Raw genomic sequence first — 23010 nt, 5'->3', positions numbered from 1 at the left:
CCCAGGTCGCTGGCGGGCCGATGGGCCAAATCGCCCGACCGCCGTAGGAGACATGACATGACCCGAGAGTTTCAGACCAGTCGCCGCGCCTTTCTGGCCCTTGCCGCAGCGGGCGGTGCTGCTGCGGCCTTGCCGGGCGAGGCTGTACAAGCGCAGGCGGTGCCGACCAACGCGCGCATCGTCATCATCGGCGCAGGCGCTGCGGGCACGGCGCTGGTCAATCGCCTCGTCGACCGGCTGGAGGGGGCGCAGATCACCCTGATCGACCCGCGGGTCGAACATCTCTATCAGCCGGGCCTCACGCTGGTCGCCGCGGGCCTCAAGCCTCCGAGTTATGTCGTCAGCCAGACCACCGACTGGCTGCCCGATGGCGTCACGCTGATCCCCGCGCGGGTCGCGGCGGTCGACCCCGAGGCGCAGACCGTCTCGACCGAAAGGGGCGAGACGCTGGACTATGACTTCCTCGTCGTGGCACCGGGGCTGATTCTCGACCATGACGCGATCGAGGGCTTCTCGCTCGACTTGGTGGGCGAGAACGGCATCGGCGCGCTTTACGCGGGGCCTGACTACGCCGCGCGGACGTGGCATGCGGCCAGCCGCTTCATCGAGGAGGGCGGGCGCGGTGTCTTCACCCGACCCGCGACGGAGATGAAATGCGCGGGTGCACCGCTTAAGCACACTTTCCTGATCGACGACCGGCTGACGCGGGCCGAGACCCGAGGGGCCGCGCGGATCGACTATATCGCGCCGCAATCCTCGCTCTTCGGGGTGCCGATCGTGGCCGAACGGGTGCGCATGCTTTTTGACGAGCGCGACATCAATTACACCTACGGGCGGACGCTCCGTAGCATCGACGCCGGGACGAAGATCGCCACATTCACCGATGCCGACGGGTTCACCCACGACGAGGAGTACGACTACCTCCACGTCATCCCGCCGCAGCGTGCACCCGAGTTCGTGCGCCAGTCGGGTCTGGCATGGGCCGACCGGTGGACCGACCAGGGCTGGGTCGATTGCGACCCGGCCACGCTGCGCCACAACCGCTACGCCAACATCTGGGCCGTGGGCGACGTGGCGGGCGTGCCGAAGGGCAAGACGGCGGCGAGCGTGAAATGGCAGGTGCCGGTGGTCGAGGATCATCTGGTGGCCGCGATCCAGGGGGCCGAGGGAACCGAGACCTACAACGGCTACACCTCCTGTCCGCTGATCACGCGGATCGGGCGGGCGATGCTGATCGAGTTCGACTACAACAACGACCTGACCCCGTCCTTCCCGGGTATCATCGCCCCGCTGGAAGAGCTTTGGATCAGCTGGCTGATGAAGGAGGTGGCGCTGAAGGCCACCTACAACGCGATGTTGCGCGGACAGGCTTGAGGGAGACGCGACAATGCAGGAATTGACATTTGACACCCTGATCGCGGTCTTCGAAGAGATCTTCGGCCGCGGCCTGTTCTGGACGATGGTCGCCGCGGCGGTGCTGGTGACGCTGGGCTGGATCTACGTTCTGATCCGCGACCGAAGCCTCGGGATGCGCCAGTTCCTGGTAGCGCAGCTCTTCATGCCGGTGGGGGCGGTGCTGGCCGTTTGGTTCGTCATGAAGATGACCGACAGCCACCTTGCCGATATCGGCGGGCCGGTCGACGTCATCGTCTTGCTCGGCATTGCCGCCATGGGCGCCGTCGGCGGCGCAATCCTCGTTTATACCGTAGAGAGGCTGCTGTTTCGGCGTGGAGCGCCGACGCAGGATTGAGCTCTCGTTTGGCGTCGCGTGTCGTGGACCATTGCGCTCGACGTAACTCGTGCGCGCATGCGGGACGGCGGGCGCTACATCCATGTCGTCTCGAATACTGTGACGCGTCACTCTATGGTTCGTTTTCGGCCTGGCACCAGACTGGCAGGAGACTGGGCTCTGCGGTGTACGGCTTCGAAATGGGGAAACCTGAACATCATATGTCAGGGCAGCATCGAAGCGTGAACATGAGCTACATGCCGAACGGCGCAACGCTCCAATATCAAGCGCAAATAGGTGCATTTCGTTGCTGAGCGTGTTCTGGAACCAACTCGAACGGCCGTGGCATCGCGCTTTCTAGGCATTCGTTCAGGCCGCTGCATTGTCAGGATCGGGCTCGATAGAGACATCTGACAAGAAACATCAGATGTCCGCTAAGCGTCAAACCCCGGTCGTTGGTGCTGAGCGCAGCGAATAGCGGCAACGAGCCCGAAGCGGACCTTTGTGTTCGACACAGCATTCGTCGCTACGGGCGGCAAGCGGACCATCGCTGCGCCTTGTATCGTTGTCCGGTCATTGATCTCTCAATCAGTACTGCGGGACCTTCTCTCCCCTCGATGCAGCGGCGGCGACCGTCTCGATCCGCGCCCGCCGTGTCTCCAGGCGCCTGGCCCCCGCGATCCAGCGCAGGACGTTGCGCCGGTAGGACGGGGCAGCGGCCAGCCACCATGTCGTCGCGCCGCGAGTCTCGAGCGCCTCGGTCAGGTCCTCCGGGTCGATGAGCGCGTCGATGGGGTCGGAGTCGTGCCACTTTCCGCTCCACTGCCCTTCGACGACAGCGTTGCGGCCCGCGGGGTGCATGCGCCCCTCGGCCTCCAGCCGCGCCGCGCGGTCCTTGTAGCTCTGCGCCCAGGCCTGCTGCCGGCGCGGCGCGATCAGTTGCATCGTGCGCGCGTCGTCGAGCTTCAGGCGCCGGCCGTCGATCCAGCCGTGGGCGATCAGCGCGTCGAGAACCGCCTCGCGCGAGACGTATCGGTCGGGATGCGCGGCCTTCCAGGTCACCAGCCAGACGCTGTCGGGGCGCGCGTGATGCCGGCCGAGCCAGTCCCAGAGCGCCTGTTCCGAGGCAACCTCGACGTGCTCGAACCTGTCAGGATCCATCGGCGGATCCCTTCCCCGTGAGGAGCCGCAGGATCAGCCCGATGTGCGTCTCCCTGATGCGGTCGACCGGATACAGCGCGTCCCTGTCCGGGAACGACGCCGTCATCTCGCGCGACAGGGCAAGCGTGATCACCGGCCCGAAGATCAGGTGCTGCATGCCGAGCGGATCGACGTGCGCGAAGCTGCCGCGGGCGATCCCGTCCTCGATCATGCCGGTCACCGTGGCGTAGTGGCGGGCGATGAAGCCGCTGTGGAAGGCCTGCGCGACTTCGGGGATCGTCGCCGCGATCTCGGCGATCAGGGGCGCCATTCGGCCTACGGGCGTTGTGAGGTTGATCCGGTAGATCTCCTCCATCGCGGCCCTGATGCGGGCGGGATCGGAGATGGCGTCATCGGACCGGATCGCTTCGAGCCGGCGGACGGCGCCGTCGTAGCCTTCCGTGACGCAGGCGACGAAGAGGGACTCCTTCGACCGGAAGTGGTGGTAGAGGCTTGCCTTCTGGATGCCGATGGCGCGCGCGAGATCCGCCATCGAGGTGCCGGCATAGCCGTGGCTCACGAAGGCCTCGGTCGCCCGCTCCAGAATGTCGGCGCGCCGGCCGGACGCCTGGGCCGGATCGTTCTTCGTCATTGACATGCCCCTCGGCTCGTCTATTTGCCTACCGAACGGTCGGATGGCAATGGTGTCGGACAGCTAAGCTCATGGGTAAGCGATTTCAACCGCCCCGCAAGCGGGTCACCCGGTCGTGCTGTCCGCCGGCACGAAGATCCTCGGCATTCCCACAAAAAGGACTCCGCAGCATGACGCCCGACCACGCCTTCGACGCCCACAGCTTCGACTTCCTCGAAACCCTTGCGGCGCACAACGACCGCGACTGGTTCACCGCCAACAAGGCGGTCTTCGCAACCCGGCTCGAGCGGCCGTTCATCCACCTGCTCGAAACGCTGAGCAACCGGCTGGCCGATGCGCCCCGGCCCGTCTCGGGTGGCAAGGCAACGGTGTTCCGCATGAACCGCGACGTGCGATTCAGCGAGGATAAGCGCCCCTACAAGACCAATCTCTCCGGTCTCTTGACGGCCTCGGGCACGAAGAAGGAGGCAGGCGGGATCGTCTATCTCCAGCTCGACGCCACGGGGGGCTTCGCGGCCGCGGGCTACTACGGCCTGAGCCCCGCCGAACTGGGCCCGATCCGGGACGCGATGATCGCGCGCGCCGGGGACTTCGCGGCGATCAAGGCCGGCTTGACGCAGGCGGGGCGCGATCTCGACCGAGGCGACAGCCTGACGGCCATGCCGAAGGGCTTCACCGACCACGCCGGTCATCCGCACGCCGCCGAGATCCGCCTGAAGTCACTGATCCTGCGCGAGGACCTAGGGCGCGATCTCTGGCTCTCCGGCGAGATCCCAGACAGGGTCGAGCGGCTTGCCCGCGATGCCATGCCGCTCCTCTCCTTTGCCGGGGCGGTCCGATGAGGGGCCACAGGATCGAAGGCGCCGACAAGGTCCGGGGACGGGCTCCCTTCGTCGATGACCTGCGCGAAGATGTCCTCGGGTTTACCCCGCTGATCGCCCTCGCGGTGACGGCGCCGGTAGGCTCCGGAACCATCCGGCGGATCGACACCGATGCGGCGCTTCGTCTGCCCGGCGTGCGGGCGATCATGACCCACGAAAACGCCCCGCGCCTGCGCAAGGTCATCTCGCTCAGCATGTCCGAGCCGGGGGTCCGTCTGCCTCTGCAATCGCCGCGGATCGCCTATGCGGGTCAGGTCGTCGCGGTGGTCGTCGCCGAGACGCTGATGGCGGCCCGCCAAGGAGTTGCCGCCATTGCGCTGGACATCGAACCCGGTCCGGCCCCGGTCGTGACGCTGGAGGATGCCGACAACCGCCTGCGGGCGGTGAAGCGTGCGGGGATAGGTCCCGGGCGCAGCCGGAAGGGGAATGCCGACTCGGCGCTTGCCGCCGCAACGGTCACAACGGACGACACCTTCCACAACGCGCCCCACCACCAGAACCCGCTCGAGCCCGGCGCTGTCGTCGCCCGGTGGGATGGGGATGGCGGCGTTACCGTTCATGCCGCGGTCCAGTGGCACCACATCGACGCGATGATGATCGGGCAGGCTTTCGGGCTGGGATGGTCCGACGGGATGCCCGGCTTGCTGCGCCGGGTGATCGGCAGGTCGCGGCACGAAAGCAGGGTGCGACTCTTCAACCACTTCTCCGGCGGGGCCTTCGGGCGCAACATCTCGTATCAGGCGCTGCTGCTCGCGCCCATGGCGGCGCGGGTCGCGGGCGCGCCGGTGAAATTCGTCCAGACCCGGCGCGACACCTTCTCGCTCATGTCGCACAGGTCGGAGGTGCGCCAGAGGCTCCGCCTTGGCGCGCACCCCGACGGACGCCTCGCGTCCATCGTGCTCGAGCCCGACATCGCGAAGGGCAATGCCGCCTTCGTCGAGCCCGTGGGCGAGATGCCGTTCCAGCTTTACACCCATGACACCCATCGCCTGACCTCCCGGGTGGCGCAGCTCGACCTGCCGGGTGCGGGCTGGATGCGCGGCCCCGGGGTCGCCCACGCGATCTTCGCGCTGGAACAGGGGATGGACCGGCTGGCCGCGCGACTGAGGATGGACCCGCTGGACCTCCGCCTCCTCAATCACGCGGGCACACATCCCGTCAGCGGCACGCCGTGGGAGGCGAAGGCCCTGCGCGGGGCCTACGCCGCCGGCGCCGCCGCGATCGGGTGGCGGGACCGCCCGAAGGGCGGCACCATCAGGCCGGATGGCCGCCTCACCGGCTACGGCATGGCGTCCGCCATCGACCTCGGGCGGCAGTTTCCCGCGACCGCGCATGTCACGCTGACGGCCGACGCGCGCGCCGTCGTCTCCATTGCGGTGGCCGAGATGGGCCAGGGGCTGCTGACCGGGCTGACCGGGCTCGTGTCCGAGATGACGGGCCTGCCGCCCGACCGGATCACGCTCAGGCGACAGGCGATCTCCGAGGCGTATGCCGCCGGGTCCATCGGGTCCACCGGCACCTATTCGAACGCTGCCGCCATTCAGGACGCGCTCCATCGCATCGCGACCCGGCTGGCGGATCGGACGCGGAAGGACCGCGCCTCTCCGCTGTTTGGGCGCAAGGCGAAGAGGGCGCGGATCGAAGGCCCCGATCTGGCCCTTGCCGATGGATCGCGCGCCCCGCTGGCCGACCTCCTGTATCGGCATGGGGACCAGTCGGGGTCCGGCCGCGCGGGGTTGACCTTCGGCGCCTCCGGCAAGGCCAAGGCGAGCTTCGGCGCCGTCTTCTGCGAGATGGCCGTCGACCCGGTCACGCTCGAGATCGAGGTCGTCCGGCTGGTCGGCGCCTATGATTGCGGACGCGTCCTGCAACCGGCCATCGCCGCCGCACAATTGCGCGGGGCAATGATCATGGGTCTGGGACAGGCGTTGATGGAGGAGACCCGCCTCGACCGGCGGACGGGAGCGTGGACCAACGCCGAACTCGGCGAGGCGCTGATCCCTACGCAGGCGGACGTCCCGCATGTCGAGGTCCTGACGGTGGGGTCGGGCACGGACGACGGCCCCCTGAACTTCAAGGGCATCGCCGAGACGGCGATCGTGGGCGTCGCCCCCGCCATCGCCTCGGCCTTCGCGGACGCGACGGGCGGGCTCATCCGTTCGCTGCCCATGACCTATGTGGAACGGCTGCGCGCCGTCTCCGCCCTCGAACCCATCGCCCAAGGAGTGGCCTCGGAATGACGCTGACCATCAACGGACGGGACTACCCGGTGCCGGAGACTGCCCACACGACGCTTCTGGACGTCCTGCGGGAGGATCTTTCGCTGACCGGCACGAAGAAGGGCTGCGACCACGGCCAGTGCGGCGCCTGCACTGTGCTCGTTGACGGGCGGCGGGTGCTGTCCTGCCTTCAGCTGGCGGCGACCGTCAGGGGCCCGGTGACCACCATCGAGGGCCTGTCGACCGGCGACGATCTGCATCCCATGCAGGCGGCGTTCCTGGACCACGACGCCTACCAGTGCGGCTACTGCACCCCGGGCCAGATCATGTCCGCCATCGCCTGCGTGGCCGAAGGCCATGCCGGATCGGACCGCGAGATCGCGGAGTGGATGTCCGGGAACCTCTGCCGCTGCGCGGCCTATCCCCAGATCCGCGCAGCCATCCGCGCCTGTGCCACCAAGGCCGGGGAGGTCGCGCGATGACCCCGCCTGTCCTGCGCCGCGATGGCCTTCCCCTTGGCGGAGAGAAATGGATCGCCGGGGGCACGACCCTCGTGGACCTGATGAAGCTTGGCGTCGAACGGCCCGCGGGCCTCGTCGATCTTGGCGCCCGGCGGGGCGAACTCGCCAGGATTACGGAGGCCGAAGGTATGCTCACCCTCGGCGCCATGACGACCATGGCGGAAGCCGAGCGCGACCCCCGCATCCGCCAGCGCTACCCCGCCGTGCATCTTGCGCTGTCGCTTGCCGCGAGTCCCCAGATCCGCGAGATGGCCACTCTGGGCGGGAACCTCCTGCAGCGGACGAGATGCACCTTCTTCCGCGATGGACGCTCGGCCTGCAACAAACGCAACCCGGGCGCGGGATGCAGCGCGATCGGCAACCCCGACGAGCCTCGGGCACTGTTCGGTGCGTCCGGGCACTGCGTCGCCACCTATCCGGGCGACCTCGCGGTTGCCTTGGTGGCGCTCGACGCGACCCTGTCGGTCGAGGCGGCCGACGGTTCCGTGCGAGGGATGGCGGGGAGCGACCTGCACCGCCTGCCGGGAGATACGCCCCATGTCGAGACCGCGCTGGACCCGGGCGAACTGATCACCGGCATCCACCTGCCGCTCCCCGACTGGACGGGGCAGACCTACGTGAAACTCAGGGAGCGCGCCTCCTATGGCTTCGCAAGCGCCTCGGCCGCCGTGTGCGTTCGGCTGGAGGGGCGAACCGTGGTGGCGGCGCGTGTCGCCCTTGGGGGCGTGGCTTCCGTGCCATGGCGCTGCAGGGGCGTCGAGGATTGGCTGCAGGGGCGCATCGCGGACAGGAACACGTTCCTGCAGGCCGGCCGCGCCTGCGTCTCACGGGCAGATCCGGGCGTGGGCAAGGATGCCTATCGTCAGGAATTGTGCGCGCGCGCCGTGACGAAAGCGTTGCTGGTCGCCTGCAATTCCGCTTCCGACGACGCAGTGTGACGCGACGTTCCGGCCGCCCGATCCGCTGAACCGAAAGCCGACGTCCGAACGACAAGATCCCAAGGCCCGAAGTGGGCCGATTATGACGGTTGATGCCGCTTAGGCGAAGGTCCGAAAAGTCCGCACAGCGGTCGTTGGGCGCGCTTGTAGCCAATGGCGGCTCTGGTCGGGATTGCGGCCGTCGCTGCATACACCATCAATGGCCGCTCTGCGGACGAACCGGACTGATGCCGGTGCAGCGACGTTCACCGCTGCGGCACGGCCGGGTCGCGATGGGCCTTGCGGCAGTGCAGCACGCCTTCCCCGAAGCGGTCGTTCGAGCACGGTTGAATGGGACAGATCTGAACCGGACATTCGCCGCGTGGCAGCTTGACGTCTCACATGCGGACTTTCCGGACGTTCCCTCGCCAAGCCCGAACCGGAACTGCGGCCCGTCTTGCTGCCCTTCAGACGGGCCAACGTTCTACTTTGTAGTGCGCCGGACCAGCCAGCCGCGCGTGCCGCAGGGACACCGGCAGGGCGATGCGTCGACATACGCAAGCATCGACTTTCCGTCCTTCAATCGTGACATGGTTTTCAGTGACCTGCCCGGACCTCAATTGCGGCTCTTGGGCAAGTTCTCGAGCAGGAAATCCAGCACCATCCGAACCGGGCTTGCGTCACCCACATTGGCTGGCCAGATCGCATAGGTTTCTATGGGACGAAGCGGCACATCTGGAAGAAGACGCACAAGCCTCCCGTCCCGCACATGGTCTTGGACCACATCTTTCGGGATCGCAAGAAAGCCAATCCCTTCGCGCGCGAGTTCTTCCGCCACCAACATGGAATCCAGCGTGGCCGCGATGCGGGGCTCGACACGCTGACCGGCAGGCCTCGGCTCGAGCAGAAAATCGTTCAGGCGCAACCCGGGTGGAAACTCGATCCAGTCCCAGGCCGCCAGATCCTCGATTACCTTTGCGGGCGACCGGGCCGTCACATAGTCTGGTGATGCAGTCAGCCAGACTTCAAAGCGTCGAAACAGGCGGGATTTGTAGGTTGAATCCTTAAGACCGGACGTTCCACCCCGGATCGCGAGGTCGAACTGCGATCCCGAGAGATCGCTGAATGCGTCCGTGAAGGTGATCGAAAAGGTCAGTCCTGGAAATCTCTTCAGCAACTGGGCCCAGGCTGCCCCGAACGCGGGGTGCTGTGCGCCTGACGGCAGCGTCACCCGAATGTGGCCGACGGGTTGTGCCTTGCGCATTTGCATCGCCGCCATGCCCTTATCGGCCGCCTGAGTCATCAGACGCGTGCTACGCAGCAGTTCGGCCCCCGCATCGGTTAACGAGAGGTTCCGCGTCGACCGATAGAACAAGGGCAGATCGAGCTGCATCTCGAGCTGGCTGACATGGTGGCTGACAACCGATGGCGAAATGCCGAGCCGCTTCGCCGCACCGCGAAACGATCCCGCATCCGCCACGGCCTGAAAAACCGCCATCCGGGCAAGGTGATCCATCATTGTTCGATTATATCGAACACAGAAAACAAGATCACCTCGATAGTGCGAGGTAGAGTTCTGTCAGAGGATCAAGCCGGATCGAACACTGCAAGCCTGGAAGGATCCCGATCATGGCCGCCATCGACACCAACCTCGCCTTCGCCCTTCGCCCCGCTGCCTCGCTGCGCCGCGCCGCTGCCCTGCTACGCGGCCTTGCCGCGCGGCTGTCGGTGCCCGTCGATCCGGACGACGCGCGCACGCGCCGGGACTTCGTTCGTGAGATGACCGCACGCAACCCCGACGCCTTTTCCGGTGATTTGGACGTACAGGCCGTTATGCTGCACTATTCTGGACAGTTCTGATGACGGTGCGGAGTGCTGCCGTGACCCTGACCATCACTCGCGCCGAGACGCCCGAAGACCTCGACGCCGTGCGGGCGTTGTTCCGCGACTTCTTCGCCTGGGCGATGGAGAATGTGGCCAAGGGCGAGAAAGACCCGAACCCGTCGGTCTTCGCCAACCTCGAAGCCGAGCTTGCCGGCCTGCCGGGACGTTTCGGTCCGCCCTCGGGCTGTCTGCTGCTGGCGCGGCTCGACGCGGCGCCGGTAGGTTGTGTCGCCTTCTACGGGCAGGACGCGACGACGATGGAGATCAAGCGCATGTTCGTGCGTCCCGATGGATGGGGTCACGGGATCGGCGCGCAGATGCTGAAAGTGTTGCTGACCGAGGCCGAGGCCGCCGGATACGTCCGCTACCGTTTGTCCACCCATCACGAACTGCATGCCGCGCAGTCGCTTTACCGGCGCGCCGGATTTCGTGACGTGCCCGGTTCACCGGATTTTCCGGGCATCGTCGAAGGCGTCGACATCTGCATGGAAATGATACCGGTCCGCGAGACCAAAGAGGAGAGCCGCCTTGCCTGAACTGACCGACCCTTTTGCCCATCACCCTGAATTGCGCGACCGGATCGCGGACACCGAGACGTCCTACTTTCGAACATTCAACGTTGAGGCGATCATGGCAGCAGACCCCCGCCAGGAGGCGTTACGCGACTGGGTCCATTCCGACGCGCAGCGCGAGGCGATCCGGGCCGAGGCGCTGGCCGACCATTCGGGCGATCTGTGGATCTTCGGCTATGGGTCGCTGATGTGGGATCCGGCCTTGCGCTTTGCCGAGGTGCGGCGCGCCCATGTCGCGGGCCATGCCCGCCGCCTGATCCTGATAGACACCAGGGGCGGCCGCGGCACCAAAGAGGCACCCGGCCTGTTCGCGACGCTGGATGCCGTCGAAGGGTGCGACGGGTGCGAGGGGCTGGCCTTTCGGATCGCGGCGGCGGATGTCGAGACCGAGACCGAGATCCTGTTCCGGCGCGAGATGATCGCGCCCGGCTACCTCGCCCGGTTTGTTCCGGCCCGGATCGGCGATGCGGAAATTCGCGTGTTGACCTTTGTCGCGGACCACAACGTGCCGGACGTGCGCCCCGACCTTACCTACGCGGAACAGGTTCGTTATATCGCACATGGCGCGGGCGATCTTGGCACCAGCCGAGACTATCTGGCCAATATCGTCGGGCATTTCACGCATCTCGGGATCACCGATGCGCATTGCAGCGACCTGTTATGCGCGGTGGATGCCCACCTCGCCGCGCTCACGAACAAGGAAACTGCCCAATGACCGCGCCCACTCCGTTTTTCGACGGCCACAACGATTTCCTGCTGCGCCTCATGAAAACCCCCGCCCCGCGCGAAGAGACCTGGTTGGGCACGGCTGGCCACGGCCATCTGGACCTCGCGCGGATGAAGGATGCGGGCTTTGCCGGCGGGCTGTTCGCGATTTTCGTCCCACCTGCATCCAGCGGCCCGCCGCCTGACTTCAAGGCGCTGATGGCCGAACCGCCCTACGCCCTGCCGATGCCGCCCGAAATGACGCATCCACAGGCCCAGCCCGACGCGCTGGCCATGGCGGGGCTGTTGCACTGGATGGAACGCTCGGCACCCAATGACTTCCGCGTCTGCCGGTCGGTCGCCGAAATCCGCGCCGCCATGGCCCAAGGCGTGATCGCCGGAGTGATGCATATGGAAGGGGCCGAGGCGATCGGCCCCGACCTTGACGCGCTCTACCTGTTTCACGACATGGGCCTGCGCTCGCTCGGCCCGGTCTGGAGCCGGCCGACGATCTTCGGCCACGGCGTGCCGATGGCCTTTCCGGGCAGCCCCGACACCGGGCCGGGCCTTACCGAGGCAGGCCAGGACCTGGTGCGCCTGTGCGAGGAACTGGGTATCGTGATCGACCTGTCGCATCTGAACGAAAAGGGCTTCGACGATGTCGCCCGGGTCTCATCAGCGCCGCTGGTGGCGACCCATTCCAACGCCCATGCGCTGTGCGACAGCCCGCGCAACCTGACGGATCGGCAGTTGCACATGATCCGGGAGCGCGGTGGGATGGTGGGGTTCAACTTCGCCACCTTCTACCTGAACGCCGACGGCACGGCGGACACGGACACTGGATGGGACGTGATGCTGCGCCAGCTCGACCACCTGATCGCGCAGGCGGGCGAGGATCACGTCGGGCTGGGGTCGGACTTTGACGGTTGTGTCCTGCCCGACCTGATCGGCGACGTCACCGGCGTACAGCACCTGTTCGAGGCGATGGCCGCGCATGGCTACGACGCGCAGCTGATCGCGAAGCTGGCGCGCGAGAACTGGCTCGCCTGTCTCGACCGGTGCCTGAACTGATGTCCGGCCTGAAGCATTCGCCCATCGTCCCGCCCCTGTGCCTCACGCGCACCCTTGTCGATCGGCTGCCGCCGCGCGTCGATGAACGCGGGCCCGTGATGCTCGAGGATCCCCCGCCGGAGTTCTACCACCGGACCGCTGCCGGGATCCTTGAGCGGCTCGACACGCAAGGCGCGGTCTGGGTCTTTGCCGCAGGATCCCTGATCTGGAACCCGCGCATGGAGGTGGCCGAACGCCGGGCCGCGCAAGTGACCGGGTGGCGGCGGGCGTTCTGCCTGACCGACCGGCGCTTCCGCGGCTGCCCCTCGACGCCGGGACTGATGATGTCCCTCGACCGGGGCGGGGCCTGTTCCGGTGTGGTCCTGCGGATGGACACCGGCGACGACCCGCTGGCCGCTTTGTCGAGCCTTCTGCAGAAAGAGCCCCCGGTGCCGCCCGAACACGTGACCGCCGAAACCGCGGCCGGCCCGGTCGAGGCGATCCTCTTCGCCGCCGATCCCCACTTTCCGCTGTACCGGCCCGAGCCGCCAATGGAAGAGCTGGCCGACATGCTCGCCCGTGCCGTGGGGCACGTCGGCACCATGGCCGAATACCTGCTGAACACCGTCACCGAACTGGAGCGGGCCGGCGTCCATGACCTGCATCTTTGGCGCCTGCAGGAGATGGTGGCGGAGCGTCTGGAACGGCTCTCGAGCCCTATGGCCACCGCTCGTGGCGCTGTTCACGACGTTCACGCGGCGGACTGAAGTACTCGCCCACGCGAGCGGTCGCTTCATCCCGAGATCGACATTGAGACGGTCCTGTCCTTCGACCTCGTGGATCTGGAGAGCGAAGGCTTCGATGGCGCGCTGCGCTACGGTACCGGCGACTGGCCGGGCCTGACCAGCCAACTGATCTACCGCGACTGCGTGGGCCCTGTCGCTGCGCCGGAACTGCTCGGCAACATGGCAGAGCCTCTGGACATCGAAACTTTGGCAGCACTCCCGCAGGTGACCACGTCGCAATGGCCGGGCGACTGGGAGCAATGGTTCGCCGAGGCGGGTCTTCCGCCCGATGCGAATGTCTCGCCAACCGTTTATGACAGCCGTGCGCTGGTCTTTGATGCGGTCTTGTCAGGACAGGCGATGGCGATCTTCGATCTCCGCATGACGGCACTGGACGAAGCCAGAGGCCGCCTCGTCCGGCTGCATCCGCTCACCGTCGAACGCCCGCAAGGTATCCATATCGTCTTCCCGCAGAGCCGGCTTATCGATCCGCGCAGAGAGGTGTTCGCCGATTGGCTGAAGCAGGAAGCGACAGGCGACGAGCCAGCAGTCAGGACCCAGGAAAGCGATGGCGCCGTGGCCTAGGTTCATGGCCGCTTCGTCCGCGAAGCCGCCGGTCGGAACTGACGAGGTCTGTGTCCGCTACCGGTGAGAGCAGCCGTTTCACCAATGTCTCAAGAACTGGCCCAGGGGCTGGAGGTGGCCTTACCTCTTGGCCGCTCCACCCCTCTGCAGTTCGGTCGCTATTCGACAGCCGCCAGATCTTTCAATATGTCCAGCATCGCCGCCGAGGTATCAGTGTGGTGGTGCACCAACTTCCACTGTCCGCTTGCTCTTCGATAGACGTTCGTGACCCGGTGATGGATATCTGCGGTTCGTCCAGCGATCACGAGCGTTCCGGTTTCGACACCAGTTTCAACGGCGAGTTCGTCGGTGAGCATCAGCATCTGATCCTCAATGCGGATTTGCCCGCCTCCCGCGATTTCTGCGACCTTGGAAAAGCTCGCAATCACGGCGTCATAGCCTAGGTCTCGACCACCGATCGGGTGGAGCGCCGAGACGTCGTCGGTTCGCGCCCACGCCTCCGCCATCGGCGCAACATCGCCGGCAGCCATGCGGCTAAGGGCACTATAAAAGGTTGAGGATGCTTTGCGTACATTGGTCAGCTCTGACATGAGGTGTTTCCTTTCGTTGTGCCGAGCGGGATCGGCCCCAGCACTCGCCGTGATCTGCTCGTTTGAGATTTTTCGGAGGTTCTATTAACCGGCGGTCTCTTCGGCGCCGGACTTCACGGCCGCGAAAAAATCCGCGCGGGCATTGGTCTTCGGATACGGATCGTCGGGGATCTCAACGCCGAGGAAGGTGCATAACGGCGCCCACCCATCCTGAGCACGGAACACAAGCGCCCGTCCGTCTTCGACGAGACGTTCGACGGCTTCCGCATTTGCGCGGTAGGCTGCGAGGATGCCTTCACGGTCGGTCCGGCCACCAAGAGCCTGCCCGACGATCACCCGTTCGATCATCTCGAACCAGGACCGCCGCTCGTCAGGCCATGATGCCTTTTCGAGAATGAGTGGCAGGATGGTTTGCGAGAAGCTTCCGTACCAATCGTCCGGGTCGCGGGCGGACAGGATGACCCTGGCGTCAGGGTTGGCTGCAAGGACATCCTGCCAGTAGGCAGAGACCGGAAAATCGACAGCCGCGCGGTACCCGGCGAAGATGCTGTCGAAATCAGCCTGGCCTGCGGCGACATCCGTCCAGTGAAGGATCTGCTCCGGGTTGTCGATCACCTCGGACATGTGGTGACAGGGACCGAAACCGATCATCTCTAGGGCGGTCTTGAGCGAATAGGTCCCGGTTCGCCCAAAGCCGGCACCGACGATTTCAAGTGTCATGGTTCTCGAACTCCTTTATGAACCAGATTTATCAAGGCCCTGGGTATCGGGCTTTGTGAGGAAAGACTGACGAAGAATGTTTGAAAACAGAAACAAGAAGATTTCATAGGTCATGAACGAAATCGATTTGCATCGGATCGACCTCAATCTTCTTGTGGTCTTCGAAACGCTGATGGAGACGAGGAGCGTCACCGCGACGGCCGATCGGATCGGTCGCACGCAGTCCGCCGTCAGCCACTCCCTGGCGCGACTGAGAGAGCAGCTTGGCGATCCGCTGCTGGTCCGTGTCGGCGGCAAGATGGAACCCAGTCCTTTCGCCGAACTGATCATCGAGGACGTGAAACCCATTCTGCGCAGCATACGCCGGGTCATCGCGCCGCGAAGCCTTTTCGATCCCGGAACCAGCGACCGGGTGTTCCGGATCGCGATGCCGACATTGACCAAGGTGATTGCCGAGGTTTCGAAGCGCGTCGAGGCAGAGGCCCCGAACGTGAAGATCGAATGGCTGCCCGCCCATCACGACGTCTACTCGGCCCTGAGCGAAGGCTTGATCGATCTCGCCCATCTTGGCGGCGAACCGCGCCTGCCCGACGGGCTCGAGCAGCAAACGATGGAACCTTTCTCATGGGTGACCTTTGCGCGCGGCGATCACCCGGCCTGTTCCAACTGGGGCATCGAAGCGTGGCACCGCTATCCGCATCTCATGGTCAACGTCACTAGATCCATGCAGAACCCCTTTCCCCTCGGAACTGGCGGAGATGTTGGTGCGCGTCGTGTAAGCGCGATGATCGGAGACTCGGCCGGCGTAGCATCGCTTCTCGCAAGGTCGGATTTCCTCGCGACCTTTCCAGCGATCCTGCTTGCATGGGACATGGATGCCTTCGGACTGAAACCAATGAAGCCGCCCATCGATCTGGAGCCGGTTCTTGTCAGGTTCTTCTGGAGTTCACGGCTGGCGAACGATGCCGGTGGCGCATGGATCCGTTCGATCGTGATCGAGACCTATCGAAGGCTTCAAGCCGAAGCGGAAGCCAGACTATCCGTCGATAGAATCATCTGTCCTCAATCCCGGGCGTAGCCCTCTTTTCCGTGCTTTTCTTGGCGCCCAAATGGCCGGATTGTCCGCAGAGCGGACAGTTCGCTCCACGATGTGGACGGCGCCTTCTTTGCGCAAACCAGACGTCGATTTAGCGCAATCCAATCCTGGGCCGTTCGCTCGCCACATTGCCAAAGAACCCGTCATTTGCTCACTTTCGATTGGACTTCGTGCCTGAACAGAGCGGTAGTGTGCTGCGACCGCCGACGCAGTCGTCGATCTCTGCCCGGACCTCCGGGCTCTGCCTGGTAGCAGGGGCAGGGTGCTCCTGACCCAACCAGGAGATCGAGATGACGACGAAGACCAAACCCCGTACAACGAAGAAGGCGCAGCTGATCAGGATGCTGTCAGCCAGGGCTGGCGCCGACATCGCAACGATCAGCGGCAAACTCGCTTGGCAGACCCATACCACGCGCGCAGCGATCACGGGCCTCAGGAAGGCCGGCTACGAGATCACGGTGGAGAAGACCGACGGCGGCAAGCCGACCCGCTACCGGATCATCGCAGAACCGCCAGCGGCCGAAGGTGACGCCCAGTCTGCGGCAGCGCCGGAGGAGACCGTCGATGCCGGGTAAGGCGGACCCTGATCGGGCCGCTGTTCTGCAGGACTGGGCGGAGACCTTCGGGTCTCCGCCTCCGCCCTACCTGTCGGTCGCCTTCATGCGGAGGGCACTTGCTCACGAGGCGCAGTGCCGCAAGCATGGGGGCCTGCCAGCGGCCACGCGGCGCGCGTTGAAGCGGATCGCGGACGGCCAGTCTGTCACGGAGAGTACGAAGCTGATCGCCCGGCCCGGCGCGCATCTCGTGCGGGAATGGAATGGTCGGACCTATCAGGTCGAGGTGCTGGCAAAGGGATACCGGATGGATGGGCGCGCGTGGCCGTCGCTCTCGGCGATCGCAAAGCACATCACAGGCACGACTTGGTCCGGCCCGCGCTTCTTCGGGATGACCGACAGGTCCGGAGGCGGCGCATGACGAAGACCCGCTGCGCGATCTACACTCGCAAGAGTTCTGAGGACGGGCTGGAGCAGGAGTTCAACTCGCTCCATGCGCAGCGGGAGGCCTGCGCCGCCTACATCGCCAGCCAGAGGCACGAGGGCTGGGTGATGCTGCCCGACCAATACGACGATGGCGGCCTGTCCGGCGGCAGTCTGGAACGCCCGGCGCTACAGCAACTTCTCGACGATGTCCGGAGCGGCCGGGTCGACCAGATCGTGGTTTACAAGATCGACCGGCTGACCCGGTCGCTTGCGGACTTCGCGAAGATCGTCGACGTCCTCGATGCGGCTGGCGCGTCCTTCGTGTCGGTGACGCAGTCCTTCAATACGGCCACCAGCATGGGCCGCCTGACGCTGAACATGCTCCTGTCCTTCGCGCAGTTCGAGCGCGAGGTCACCGCAGAGCGCATCCGGGACAAGATCGCGGCGTCCAAGCGCAAGGGGCTCTGGATGGGCGGCAAGGTGCCGCTGGGATACGATCGCGATGGGCGGTCGCTGAAGGTTAACGAGACCGAGGCAAAGACCATCCGCAGGCTCTACGAACTCTACGAAGAACATGGCACCGTTCGGCAGGTTAAGGAGGAAGCTGATCGTCTTGGCCTTAGGAGCCGCGCCCGGGCAGCGGCCGATGGCACACACTCAGGCGGCGGCGCCATTGACCGGGGACACATCCATCACATCCTGACGAACCCGATCTATGCCGGGCGCATCCGTCACCGCAGACAAGTCTACGCGGGCCAGCACCCGGCGATCATCGATCCCGACCGCTGGGATGCGATCCAGCTGCGGCTTCAGGATGGCGCGGCGAGGAGCAGGCGGAAGGCGTCACTCGGTCGGACGTCACTGCTGTGCGGCAAGCTGTTCGACGAGACCGGTGATCGACTGACGCCGTCGCATTCGAAGACGAGGACAGGCACGCGGCTCAGGTATTACATCTCCCATCGGCTTGTCGCGCGGAGCGGTGAAGCGCATCCCGGAGCGTGGCGCTTGCCGGCAAACGATCTGGAGAAGCGCGTTGCAGACCGCGTACGCACAACGATCTCCCGGAACGGCTTCATCGCGTCGGTGATGCAGGGGGAGAGCGCCGATGCCATCGCCCGCGCATCGGCCGCCGCCGCCGCGTGGCTTGCGGATGCCAGGCCCGAGGATCTCCTCGTGCTTGTCGCCCGCGTCGACATCGCACCCGGGTCGATGACACTGAAGATGGATGCCGTGATCCTCGCGGAGCGGATCGCTGTCGATGCGGAGTGCATCAATGCGGATGCTCTCACATCGCGCCATCCGTTCCAGCTGCGCAAGCGCGGCGTCGAGACGAAGGTCGTCATGGCCGATACGCTCGCGGGTCAGGACGAGACGCTCATCCGCAACATCGCACGTGCCCATGCCTGGTTCGGACGGATCAAGGCTCGCGCGACCTTCGCAGAGATCGCCGAAACGGACGGCACATCGAAGCGCCGCATCCAGCAGATGATCGACCTTGCCTTCCTCGCGCCGGACATCGTTCGGGATGTGCTGGATGGAAAGCAGCCTGCAGGGTTTACATCGGACTGGTGCAAGACCCACGACCTGCCGTCCGACTGGTCCGAGCAGCGCGCTCTGGTCGCGACTCTCTGATCGCAATCACCCACACCTCGTACCATGGAAATGCCCTGCGCAGACTTCGGGCTGTTTACGGGGCATGTGAAGGGCGGTTCGCGGTCTGCAAATATGACAGACGCCGGCAAGCTGCGGAAACGACGGCACTATCTGCACCGTACCTCGTACCGTCTCGATTTGCGGAAGTGACTGGCTGGGGTGGTAGGATTCGAACCTACGGTACACGGTACCAAAAACCGCTGCCTTACCGCTTGGCTACACCCCAACCGTGCCGTGCTAGCTACTCAATCGGCTGCGGGGGATCAAGCCCCGTGCAAGGTTTTTTGGCTGGCTGGACGCGCTATTCCTGCGGCGCTTCGCGGCGAAGCAGATCGTCGTCGGAAAGCGCCTCGCGTTCGGCCTCGATCAGCGTCTCGAGATCAGCCGTTTCGGTCACGCCGACCTCCTGCACCTCGACCGGCGCGGGCGGAGGTGTAGGCGGTGCCGCGGCCGGTTTCGGCGCAGCGGCCGCGGCGCCCGTGGGCGCAGGCAGGGCGCCCAGAATTCGGTAGGTCGGTTCGGGCAAGCCGATGCCCGCCTCCTCCAGCCGCGCCTTCACCACGCGGATCGCTTCGCCCTTGGCCATGCCGATCGAGGTCTGGTGCTGCATGATCCAGCCGGCCGCCGTGAGGTCGATCGTGGAGGGCCCGAGGCCTTCGACCCAGACGGCGGGTGCGGGGCTGTCCAGCACGAAGGGAAGCTCGGTCAGCGCGGCGAGGACGATCTCCTGCGCCCGCGCGATGTCGGCGCCGGGGTCGATGCCGATCAGGAAGGTGAAGCGGCGTTCGTCGTTCCGGCTGTAGTTGATGATCTTCGACTTGAAGACCGTCGCGTTGGGAAGGCGGATGTGATTTCCATCGAGGCTGAGAAGGATCGTCGCGCGGCTGGTCAGGCGGATGACGTGGCCCGTTTCGCCCTCGATCTCCACGAGGTCCTTGGGGCGGAAGGGCTGCCGGATGGACAGCATGATCGAGGCAATGAAGTTCTCGACGGTGTCCCGGACGGCGAAGCCGATGGCGAGGCCCACGATCCCGGCCGCGCCCAGGATCGTGCCCAGTAGCGCGGTCAGGTTCAGCAGATCGAGCGCCAGCACGACGCCGAACACGATGAACGCGAGGCGCACGATCTGCCGGTAGATGTCGGCGATGAAGGCATTCGGCGCGATGCGATCCCAGGGCCATTTTCGCGCGGCGATAAAGAAGCCCGCGAACATCACGGCAAGTCCGGCGGCGAGAGCCACGAGGATAAGCGGCAGGAAAGCCAGGAACTGGGCGAGGCGCCCCTCGATTCGTTCGATCGCGGGATCGAGGCGCTCGCGCATGTCCGTGCTTTCGGTGACCTCGTTCTCGATGGCCACGACGCCTTCGACGCGCCCGACGAGCCCGTTCAACGCATCGATTTGGGCGGAGTCGAGGACCGTACCGCGCAAGGTGACGATGCCGTCGGCCACGGAGACCGACACGTTCCGGTAACCGTCGAGTTGCCGCAGGATGTCGCGAATCCGGTCGGCTATTGCGGTGTCGAGGGCGATGTCGCTTTGGACGGCGATCGTGCCGGCGGGCTGTCCCCCTTCGGTCTGGGCGAGAGCGGGCAGGGGCGCGACCGCGAGAAGAACAAGCAGAAGAAGGGACGTGAAGCGAGGCATGGCGGCTCTGGCGGTCCGGAGGGGATGGTCCGGAGCCTAAGCGGCTTTCGATGGAGCGTGAAGGGCGCGCGGCCTCAGAGGCGGATCGGGTCGGCCTTTGCGATGCGGTCGAAGTCCATCAGCCGGGAAATGAGCGCGGGCATCTGGGCCAGCGGGATCATGTTGGGGCCGTCCGAGGGCGCCGTGTCCGGCGCTTCGTGCGTCTCGATGAAGACCCCCGCGATGCCGAGCGAGACAGCGGCCCGCGCCATCACCGGGGCGAACTCCCGTTGCCCGCCTGAGGATGAGCCCTGGCCGCCCGGTTGCTGCACCGAATGGGTGGCGTCCATCACGACAGGGTAACCTGTCTTCATCATCTCGGGCAGCGCGCGCATGTCCGTGACGAGCGTGTTGTAGCCGAAGGACACGCCGCGTTCGGTCAGGAGGATCCGTTCGTTGCCGGTCGAGGCGACCTTGGCCGCCACGTTCGCCATGTCCCAGGGCGCCAGGAACTGGCCCTTCTTGACGTTGATCGCGGCGCCGGTCTCGCCCGCGGCCAGGAGCAGGTCCGTCTGGCGGCAGAGAAAGGCGGGGATCTGCAGGATGTCGCAGGCCACGGCGGCCGGCGCGCAGTGCTCGGGTGCATGGACGTCGGTGAGGACCGGACAGCCGACGCGCTTGCGCACCTCCGCGAGGATCTCGAGGCCCTTGTCCATGCCGAGGCCACGCTTGCCGGACAGGCTGGTGCGGTTGGCCTTGTCGTAGCTTGCCTTGAACACGTAGCCCGCGCCCACCGCGGCACAGGCGGCGGCCATCGTCTCGGCGATCATCAGCGCATGATCGAGGCTTTCGAGCTGGCAGGGCCCGGCGATCACCGCAAGGGGGCGGTCGTTGCCGAAGGTCACCGAACCCTTGAGGCCGGAGCCGATCTCCACGTCTCGCATCGTGTCTTCCCCCGGGGTCCTGCGCGTCAGGAACTGACCTGTTCGCGCAGGATCGATACCGTCATCGAGATCAGGAGGTAAATCCCCGAGAAGATCAGGAACGCCAAGAGCGTGTTCTCGAAGGCGCGCGGATAGGCCGGGGCGTCCGGCGGAATCGGGTAGACGCCGATCGACAGGTAGAGCGACTGGCGGTTGGCCTCGATCCGCGCCATTTCCATCTGCTGCAAGGCCTGCGACAGCATCATCTGCCGGGTCTCGAGGTCGGCCTGCGCGATGATGAGTTCCGATTGGATCCGCGCAAGCGACACGTCGCCGGTGCCCGTCTCCGTCAGGCCGCCCCGCAGCTCGTCGATCAGAGCTTCGAGACGGGCGATGTTGCGTTCCGCCACCTCGACGCGCGACTCGTTTGGCCGGGCCACCGACAGCAACTCGTCGAGGCGAAGGCGTTCCTCCTGAAGCTGCAATTCGAAGTTCTGGATCTGGCCGAACACGGTCGAGACCTCGGCCTCGGCCGACAGGACGCCGCGCTGTTCCTGAAGCTGGAGCACGCGGCTCTGAGCCTCGAGAACGCGGTTCTCGGCATCCTCGAAACTGTCCCGTGCGCCGGACATCTGGTCCTCGCGCAGGCGTTGGCTCATCTGCTCGACGCGTTCCTCCGCGTAGCCCAGCAACGCCTCCGAGAAGGCCTGGCTGACCATCGGGTCCGCCGCGACGACCTCCATGCGCACGAGACCTTCGGTCGGATCGTAGCCGATCTGCAGGTGGCGCAGGTAGGTGCCGTACATGTCCTCGACCGTGGCGTCCGGGGCGATGCGCGTCAGCGGATCGATCGTTTCCGCCGAAAAATGGTCGCGGAAGCCCAGTTCCTCGTCGAGCCGCAGCATGGCCTCGCGGCTTTCGAGATACGCCTGCACGGTGATGCTTTCCTGCACGGTGGCGAAACCTCCGCCACCCAGAAGTCCACCGAGGCCGCCGCCGGTGCTGCCCCCGCTTTCGGCTTTCTGGATCAGGAATTCGGTGTTCGTGGCGTACATCGGCGTCGCCACGCGGTAGAAGTAGTAGGACACCAGCAGCGTGGGCAGCAGGACGAAGAACGCAAGCCGCGTCGCCAGCAGGATCAGTTTCTTCCGACGGCGACGCGCGATGTCTCGCTGCACCTTCATGATCTCGACGGCGCGTTCGTCCGCGCTCAGCGGGCGGGGCGCGGACGAGGGCGGAGCCGCCGGCTGCGTCTGGCGCGGCTGCGCGGGCAGGGTGCGGTCGCCATCGGGTGGCGCGGCGGTCGCGGGGACCGACGCGCCCGCCCCCCCGGCGCCGCCTGCGGTCTGCCGCAGACCGTCGTCGACGACGAGCTCCAGCTTGCCGCCACGGGCGAAAGGATCGATGCCACGGTGCCGAAGAAGGCGCACGGCGTCGAAATCGGAACTGGGCGACAGACCGTGCTTCTGGGCGATGCGCCGCGCCATGCGCAGCTGCCGGCCCGTCAGACCCTCGGCCCGGATCGCGGCAAGCTCCTGCTCGACTGGGCTGCCCGTCGGCGCGGGCCGTTCCTCGGCGGTGTCAGGCCCTGCATCCTCCGCGTCGGCCGCGCGGCGCGCGCTTTCCAGTCGGTCATGCGCCGCGGACCCGGGGAAAGGATCCGCGCCGAACCCGTCTTCCTGGGGCGGTTGGGTCGGTCTGAAGGACGCCGTCGCCGGCTGCGCGGCCTCCGCAGGGCCCTCGCCGCTCTCCTCCGGCGCCTCGCCCTGAGCGCGCGGCTGCAT

Annotated in this window: 23 protein-coding genes, 1 tRNA gene and 1 pseudogene; 16 read left to right on the top strand and 9 right to left on the bottom strand. The window is 65.9% G+C overall.

Translation table 11 applies throughout. The annotated features are described in order from the left end of the window. Nucleotides 1-57: 57 nt before the first annotated feature. Nucleotides 58-1374 carry an NAD(P)/FAD-dependent oxidoreductase gene (locus N8I71_RS08920; RefSeq protein WP_262877620.1) on the top strand — a complete coding sequence of 439 codons (1317 nt, stop codon included), beginning with the start codon at nt 58-60 and terminating at the stop codon, nt 1372-1374. Between the two features lie 13 nt (nt 1375-1387). Further along, nucleotides 1388-1750 (top strand): DUF5368 domain-containing protein, encoded by a 363-nt coding sequence (locus tag N8I71_RS08915; protein ID WP_262877619.1) that lies wholly within the window; start codon nt 1388-1390, stop codon nt 1748-1750. A 567-nt stretch (nt 1751-2317) separates the two neighbouring features. On the opposite strand, the gene N8I71_RS08910 is transcribed toward N8I71_RS08915, so the two are convergent. Together N8I71_RS08910 and N8I71_RS08905 are read right to left on the bottom strand one after the other, a co-directional pair. After that, complete coding sequence (locus N8I71_RS08910) at nt 2318-2890, bottom strand: YdeI/OmpD-associated family protein (protein ID WP_262877618.1); 573 nt, start codon at nt 2888-2890, stop codon at nt 2318-2320. After that, nucleotides 2880-3521, bottom strand: coding sequence for a TetR/AcrR family transcriptional regulator (locus N8I71_RS08905; RefSeq protein ID WP_262877617.1), 642 nt, complete (start codon nt 3519-3521; stop codon nt 2880-2882). The genes N8I71_RS08910 and N8I71_RS08905 overlap by 11 nt, the downstream gene beginning before the upstream one ends. A gap of 170 nt (nt 3522-3691) precedes the next feature. Between N8I71_RS08905 and N8I71_RS08900 the strand changes: the two genes are divergently transcribed. Genes N8I71_RS08900 through N8I71_RS08885 form a run of 4 tightly spaced genes read left to right on the top strand, consistent with a single transcriptional unit; the run spans nt 3692 to nt 8080 of the window. Then, a complete protein-coding gene (locus tag N8I71_RS08900; protein ID WP_262877616.1) occupies nt 3692-4363 on the top strand; it encodes a DUF2461 domain-containing protein in 672 nt (223 codons plus the stop codon). After that, on the top strand, nt 4360-6642 hold the full coding sequence (locus N8I71_RS08895) for a xanthine dehydrogenase family protein molybdopterin-binding subunit (RefSeq protein ID WP_262877615.1): 2283 nt from the start codon (nt 4360-4362) through the stop codon (nt 6640-6642). The genes N8I71_RS08900 and N8I71_RS08895 overlap by 4 nt, the downstream gene beginning before the upstream one ends. Beyond that, the gene (locus tag N8I71_RS08890) at nt 6639-7103 is read left to right on the top strand and encodes a (2Fe-2S)-binding protein (RefSeq protein WP_262877614.1); all 465 of its coding nucleotides are present in this window, start codon (nt 6639-6641) and stop codon (nt 7101-7103) included. Before N8I71_RS08895 ends, N8I71_RS08890 begins: the two co-directional genes overlap by 4 nt. After that, the gene (locus tag N8I71_RS08885) at nt 7100-8080 is read left to right on the top strand and encodes an FAD binding domain-containing protein (protein ID WP_262877613.1); all 981 of its coding nucleotides are present in this window, start codon (nt 7100-7102) and stop codon (nt 8078-8080) included. The genes N8I71_RS08890 and N8I71_RS08885 overlap by 4 nt, the downstream gene beginning before the upstream one ends. Nucleotides 8081-8675: 595 nt before the next feature. Here N8I71_RS08885 and N8I71_RS08880 read toward each other — a convergent pair. Beyond that, nucleotides 8676-9578, bottom strand: coding sequence for a LysR family transcriptional regulator (locus tag N8I71_RS08880; protein ID WP_262877612.1), 903 nt, complete (start codon nt 9576-9578; stop codon nt 8676-8678). 110 nt (nt 9579-9688) lie between these two features. On the opposite strand from N8I71_RS08880, the gene N8I71_RS08875 reads away from it, so the two are divergent. From N8I71_RS08875 to N8I71_RS08850, 6 genes and pseudogenes are all read left to right on the top strand, one after another. After that, on the top strand, nt 9689-9919 hold the full coding sequence (locus N8I71_RS08875) for a hypothetical protein (protein WP_262877611.1): 231 nt from the start codon (nt 9689-9691) through the stop codon (nt 9917-9919). 20 nt (nt 9920-9939) lie between these two features. Then, nucleotides 9940-10479 (top strand): GNAT family N-acetyltransferase, encoded by a 540-nt coding sequence (locus N8I71_RS08870; protein ID WP_262877610.1) that lies wholly within the window; start codon nt 9940-9942, stop codon nt 10477-10479. Then, nucleotides 10472-11230, top strand: a complete 759-nt coding sequence (locus tag N8I71_RS08865; RefSeq protein ID WP_262877609.1) for a gamma-glutamylcyclotransferase — start codon at nt 10472-10474, stop codon at nt 11228-11230. Before N8I71_RS08870 ends, N8I71_RS08865 begins: the two co-directional genes overlap by 8 nt. After that, nucleotides 11227-12291 (top strand): dipeptidase, encoded by a 1065-nt coding sequence (locus N8I71_RS08860; protein ID WP_262877608.1) that lies wholly within the window; start codon nt 11227-11229, stop codon nt 12289-12291. Before N8I71_RS08865 ends, N8I71_RS08860 begins: the two co-directional genes overlap by 4 nt. Then, nucleotides 12291-13037 carry a gamma-glutamylcyclotransferase gene (locus tag N8I71_RS08855; RefSeq protein ID WP_262877607.1) on the top strand — a complete coding sequence of 249 codons (747 nt, stop codon included), beginning with the start codon at nt 12291-12293 and terminating at the stop codon, nt 13035-13037. The genes N8I71_RS08860 and N8I71_RS08855 overlap by 1 nt, the downstream gene beginning before the upstream one ends. Nucleotides 13038-13067: 30 nt before the next feature. Next, nucleotides 13068-13640, top strand: a pseudogene (locus N8I71_RS08850) (LysR substrate-binding domain-containing protein); the annotation flags it as partial. Nucleotides 13641-13798: 158 nt separating this feature from the next. Here the strand turns inward: N8I71_RS08850 and N8I71_RS08845 are convergent. Together N8I71_RS08845 and N8I71_RS08840 are read right to left on the bottom strand one after the other, a co-directional pair. After that, nucleotides 13799-14230: a YybH family protein gene (locus N8I71_RS08845; RefSeq protein WP_262877606.1), complete on the bottom strand. Its 432-nt coding sequence runs from the start codon at nt 14228-14230 to the stop codon at nt 13799-13801. A gap of 84 nt (nt 14231-14314) precedes the next feature. Then, the gene (locus N8I71_RS08840) at nt 14315-14950 is read right to left on the bottom strand and encodes a sulfotransferase family protein (RefSeq protein ID WP_262877605.1); all 636 of its coding nucleotides are present in this window, start codon (nt 14948-14950) and stop codon (nt 14315-14317) included. A 112-nt stretch (nt 14951-15062) separates the two neighbouring features. On the opposite strand from N8I71_RS08840, the gene N8I71_RS08835 reads away from it, so the two are divergent. The 4 genes from N8I71_RS08835 to N8I71_RS08820 all read left to right on the top strand — a co-directional run bounded on the left by N8I71_RS08835 (nt 15063) and on the right by N8I71_RS08820 (nt 18658). Continuing rightward, nucleotides 15063-16028, top strand: a complete 966-nt coding sequence (locus N8I71_RS08835; RefSeq protein ID WP_262877604.1) for a LysR family transcriptional regulator — start codon at nt 15063-15065, stop codon at nt 16026-16028. A 308-nt stretch (nt 16029-16336) separates the two neighbouring features. Further along, nucleotides 16337-16621, top strand: a complete 285-nt coding sequence (locus N8I71_RS08830) for a DUF3489 domain-containing protein (RefSeq protein ID WP_262877603.1) — start codon at nt 16337-16339, stop codon at nt 16619-16621. After that, nucleotides 16611-17021: a DUF2924 domain-containing protein gene (locus N8I71_RS08825; protein WP_262877602.1), complete on the top strand. Its 411-nt coding sequence runs from the start codon at nt 16611-16613 to the stop codon at nt 17019-17021. Before N8I71_RS08830 ends, N8I71_RS08825 begins: the two co-directional genes overlap by 11 nt. Next, nucleotides 17018-18658, top strand: coding sequence for a recombinase family protein (locus tag N8I71_RS08820; RefSeq protein ID WP_262877601.1), 1641 nt, complete (start codon nt 17018-17020; stop codon nt 18656-18658). The genes N8I71_RS08825 and N8I71_RS08820 overlap by 4 nt, the downstream gene beginning before the upstream one ends. 172 nt (nt 18659-18830) lie before the next feature. Here N8I71_RS08820 and N8I71_RS08815 read toward each other — a convergent pair. The 4 genes from N8I71_RS08815 to N8I71_RS08800 all read right to left on the bottom strand — a co-directional run bounded on the left by N8I71_RS08815 (nt 18831) and on the right by N8I71_RS08800 (nt 23010). Continuing rightward, nucleotides 18831-18905, bottom strand: a tRNA-Gln gene (locus N8I71_RS08815). Between the two features lie 75 nt (nt 18906-18980). Beyond that, nucleotides 18981-20324, bottom strand: a complete 1344-nt coding sequence (locus tag N8I71_RS08810; RefSeq protein WP_262877600.1) for a mechanosensitive ion channel domain-containing protein — start codon at nt 20322-20324, stop codon at nt 18981-18983. Between the two features lie 74 nt (nt 20325-20398). Beyond that, on the bottom strand, nt 20399-21247 hold the full coding sequence (gene kdsA / locus N8I71_RS08805) for a 3-deoxy-8-phosphooctulonate synthase (protein ID WP_262877599.1): 849 nt from the start codon (nt 21245-21247) through the stop codon (nt 20399-20401). Between the two features lie 26 nt (nt 21248-21273). Next, the gene (locus N8I71_RS08800) at nt 21274-23010 is read right to left on the bottom strand and encodes a capsule biosynthesis protein (RefSeq protein WP_316249223.1); all 1737 of its coding nucleotides are present in this window, start codon (nt 23008-23010) and stop codon (nt 21274-21276) included.

Source organism: Roseicyclus sediminis, assembly GCF_025515305.1.
GTDB classification, from domain to species: Bacteria; Pseudomonadota; Alphaproteobacteria; order Rhodobacterales; family Rhodobacteraceae; genus Roseibacterium; species Roseibacterium sediminis.
The sequence above is the reverse complement of the archived record's forward strand: the minus strand, read 5'-3'. Positions and strand labels throughout refer to the sequence as shown.

What these genes read in the sequence shown, in the direction of transcription:
- N8I71_RS08825 (WP_262877602.1), top strand. Translation starts at nt 16,611, where the DNA reads ATGCCGGGTAAGGCGGACCCTGATCGGGCCGCTGTTCTGCAGGACTGG.
- N8I71_RS08905 (WP_262877617.1), bottom strand. Translation starts at nt 3,521, where the DNA reads ATGACGAAGAACGATCCGGCCCAGGCGTCCGGCCGGCGCGCCGACATT.
- N8I71_RS08845 (WP_262877606.1), bottom strand. Translation starts at nt 14,230, where the DNA reads ATGTCAGAGCTGACCAATGTACGCAAAGCATCCTCAACCTTTTATAGT.
- N8I71_RS08835 (WP_262877604.1), top strand. Translation starts at nt 15,063, where the DNA reads ATGAACGAAATCGATTTGCATCGGATCGACCTCAATCTTCTTGTGGTC.
- N8I71_RS08800 (WP_316249223.1), bottom strand. Translation starts at nt 23,010, where the DNA reads ATGCAGCCGCGCGCTCAGGGCGAGGCGCCGGAGGAGAGCGGCGAGGGC.
- N8I71_RS08840 (WP_262877605.1), bottom strand. Translation starts at nt 14,950, where the DNA reads ATGACACTTGAAATCGTCGGTGCCGGCTTTGGGCGAACCGGGACCTAT.
- N8I71_RS08830 (WP_262877603.1), top strand. Translation starts at nt 16,337, where the DNA reads ATGACGACGAAGACCAAACCCCGTACAACGAAGAAGGCGCAGCTGATC.
- N8I71_RS08890 (WP_262877614.1), top strand. Translation starts at nt 6,639, where the DNA reads ATGACGCTGACCATCAACGGACGGGACTACCCGGTGCCGGAGACTGCC.
- N8I71_RS08915 (WP_262877619.1), top strand. Translation starts at nt 1,388, where the DNA reads ATGCAGGAATTGACATTTGACACCCTGATCGCGGTCTTCGAAGAGATC.
- N8I71_RS08910 (WP_262877618.1), bottom strand. Translation starts at nt 2,890, where the DNA reads ATGGATCCTGACAGGTTCGAGCACGTCGAGGTTGCCTCGGAACAGGCG.
- kdsA (WP_262877599.1), bottom strand. Translation starts at nt 21,247, where the DNA reads ATGCGAGACGTGGAGATCGGCTCCGGCCTCAAGGGTTCGGTGACCTTC.
- N8I71_RS08895 (WP_262877615.1), top strand. Translation starts at nt 4,360, where the DNA reads ATGAGGGGCCACAGGATCGAAGGCGCCGACAAGGTCCGGGGACGGGCT.
- N8I71_RS08855 (WP_262877607.1), top strand. Translation starts at nt 12,291, where the DNA reads ATGTCCGGCCTGAAGCATTCGCCCATCGTCCCGCCCCTGTGCCTCACG.
- N8I71_RS08880 (WP_262877612.1), bottom strand. Translation starts at nt 9,578, where the DNA reads ATGATGGATCACCTTGCCCGGATGGCGGTTTTTCAGGCCGTGGCGGAT.
- N8I71_RS08860 (WP_262877608.1), top strand. Translation starts at nt 11,227, where the DNA reads ATGACCGCGCCCACTCCGTTTTTCGACGGCCACAACGATTTCCTGCTG.
- N8I71_RS08875 (WP_262877611.1), top strand. Translation starts at nt 9,689, where the DNA reads ATGGCCGCCATCGACACCAACCTCGCCTTCGCCCTTCGCCCCGCTGCC.
- N8I71_RS08900 (WP_262877616.1), top strand. Translation starts at nt 3,692, where the DNA reads ATGACGCCCGACCACGCCTTCGACGCCCACAGCTTCGACTTCCTCGAA.
- N8I71_RS08820 (WP_262877601.1), top strand. Translation starts at nt 17,018, where the DNA reads ATGACGAAGACCCGCTGCGCGATCTACACTCGCAAGAGTTCTGAGGAC.
- N8I71_RS08920 (WP_262877620.1), top strand. Translation starts at nt 58, where the DNA reads ATGACCCGAGAGTTTCAGACCAGTCGCCGCGCCTTTCTGGCCCTTGCC.
- N8I71_RS08810 (WP_262877600.1), bottom strand. Translation starts at nt 20,324, where the DNA reads ATGCCTCGCTTCACGTCCCTTCTTCTGCTTGTTCTTCTCGCGGTCGCG.
- N8I71_RS08885 (WP_262877613.1), top strand. Translation starts at nt 7,100, where the DNA reads ATGACCCCGCCTGTCCTGCGCCGCGATGGCCTTCCCCTTGGCGGAGAG.